Source organism: Streptomyces lycii (assembly GCF_009735685.1).
Taxonomy (GTDB): domain Bacteria; phylum Actinomycetota; class Actinomycetes; order Streptomycetales; family Streptomycetaceae; genus Streptomyces; species Streptomyces lycii.
In genome coordinates, this window is sequence record NZ_WHPN01000250.1 from 1 (window position 1) to 1979 (window position 1979).

The 1979-nt window shown below is 75.0% G+C and carries 1 protein-coding gene; it reads left to right on the plus strand.

Going from position 1 to position 1979, the window contains the following annotated elements; genetic code table 11:
* Window positions 1–565 precede the first annotated feature (565 nt).
* Window positions 566–1966: a sensor histidine kinase gene (locus tag GCU69_RS10470; RefSeq protein WP_098753428.1), complete on the plus strand. Its 1401-nt coding sequence runs from the start codon at window positions 566–568 to the stop codon at window positions 1964–1966.
* The last annotated feature ends 13 nt before the right edge of the window (window positions 1967–1979 follow it).

The following is a 1979-nucleotide window of genomic DNA, read 5'->3' on the forward strand; positions in this document are numbered from 1 at the left end:
CGCGGCGCACCGCGTACGAACCCACCGGGCCCACCAGAACCCACCACTCCGGGCCGACGGCCTACCGCGCACCACCGCAGCGCGCACCGCCGCCCCGCGCACCGCCGCCGACCCACGGAGCGCCCGCGGGCCGGGCCGCACGCACGGCGGCGCCCCGCGCTTCTCCCCTCTTCCCCGGCCCCTCGCCTCCCCTCACCTCCCCTCCCATCAGTGGCCCGGCAGTGGCCGGGCAGTGACCGGGCAGTGGCCCGGCAGTGGCCCGGCACCGCCGTCCTCTCGACCGTCCCCGCCCCCGTCCTCGTCCGCCGTCTCGCTCCGGAAGCCGCCCCGCCCCGGAAGCCCGTCTCCCCCGGAAGCCCGCCCCACCCCGGAGGTCCGTTCCCCCCGAAAGCCCGTCCCGCCCCGGAAGCCCGCCCTCCCCCGCGGGTGGGGATAACCCCCTCCCGCAGACGCCGACCCGCTCCATTCCCCGGACCACGCCCTTCCAGCAGCCTGGAGGGACAACACCGGCGGACGCGCATTTCGGGCGTGCGGGCCGCCCCCGGCAGAACGGACGGACGACGCGATGGCGATCGGATACGGCGATCACGGCGGATACGGCGGCGGATACAGCGGTTACGACGGCCACGACGGCCACCGCGGATACGGAACGGAGCCCCGCGCCTCCCGGGTCCCCGCGGCGCTGCGCGCGCCGTTCGAGGGCCGCACCTGGCGCGAGTTCCTGTATCTGCTGCTGAACCTGCCCCTCTCGATCATCATGTTCACGTACGCGGTGACGATGACCTCGCTCGGGCTCGGCCTGGTGGTGACCTTCCTCGGGGTGCCGGTCCTCGCCGCCGCCCTGGCCGGCTGCCGGATGCTCGGCTCGGTCGAACGCGGCCGCGCCCGCACCCTGCTGTCCCTGGACGTCTCCTCCCCGGAGCCGGTCCGGCCGGCGAAGCCGGGACTGCTGGGCTGGGTGGGCGCGGTGCTGCGCAGCGGCGTCTCCTGGCGGCATCTGCTGTACGCGGTGCTGCACTTCCCCTGGGCGGTCTTCAGTTTCTGCGTCTCGCTGACGCTGATGACGTACGGCTGGGCGACGATGCTGTATCCGCTGTGGTTCTGGGTCTTCCCGACGTTCACCGACTACCCGGGCATCCAGTTGTGGGGGGACGGCCGGGGCAACGGCTTCTATCTCGACAACCCGTTCGAGGTCGCCGTCACCGGTGCCCTGGGCCTGGCGTTCGTCCTGGCCACGCCCTGGGTGATCCGGGGGATGGCGACGGTCGACCGGGTGATGGTCGGCGGGCTCCTCGGGCCGTCACAGCTCGCGACGCGGGTGTCGGAGCTGGAGACGGACCGCGGCGTGGTCGTCGACACCGCCGCCGCCGATCTGCGCCGCATCGAGCGCGACCTGCACGACGGCGCCCAGGCCCGGCTCGTGGCACTCGCCATGGACCTCGGGCTGGCCAAGGAGAAGCTGCTGGAGGACCCGGAGGCCGCGGCGAGGATGGTCGACGAGGCACACGGCGAGGTGAAGACCGCCCTCCAGGAACTGCGCGACCTCGCCCGCGGCATCCACCCCGCGATCCTCACCGACCGCGGGCTCGGCCCGGCCCTCTCCGCGCTGGCGGCGCGCTGCACCGTGCCGGTGAACGTGACCGCTGACCTGCCGTCCCGCCCCGCCCCGGCCATCGAGGGCATCACCTACTTCACCGTCTCCGAACTGCTCCAGAACATCAGCAAGCACAGCGGGGCCCGCTCGGCCACCGTCGACCTGTGGCGGGCCGAGGGGCGGCTCATGCTCCAGGTCGCCGACGACGGCCGCGGCGGCGCGGCGGACGCGCTCGCCGCGGGCGACCGGGCGAACGGCACGGGGCTGGCCGGGCTCGCGGAGCGGCTCGGCGCCGTCGACGGCATCCTGGCCGTCCGCTCCCCGGCGGGCGGCGGCACGGTGGTCACCGCGGAGCTGCCCTGGCGCGGCTGACGGGAGGCGGCGC

Excerpts from the sequence above, each read along its gene's own strand:
- GCU69_RS10470 (WP_098753428.1), top strand. The coding sequence starts at position 566 with ATGGCGATCGGATACGGCGATCACGGCGGATACGGCGGCGGATACAGC.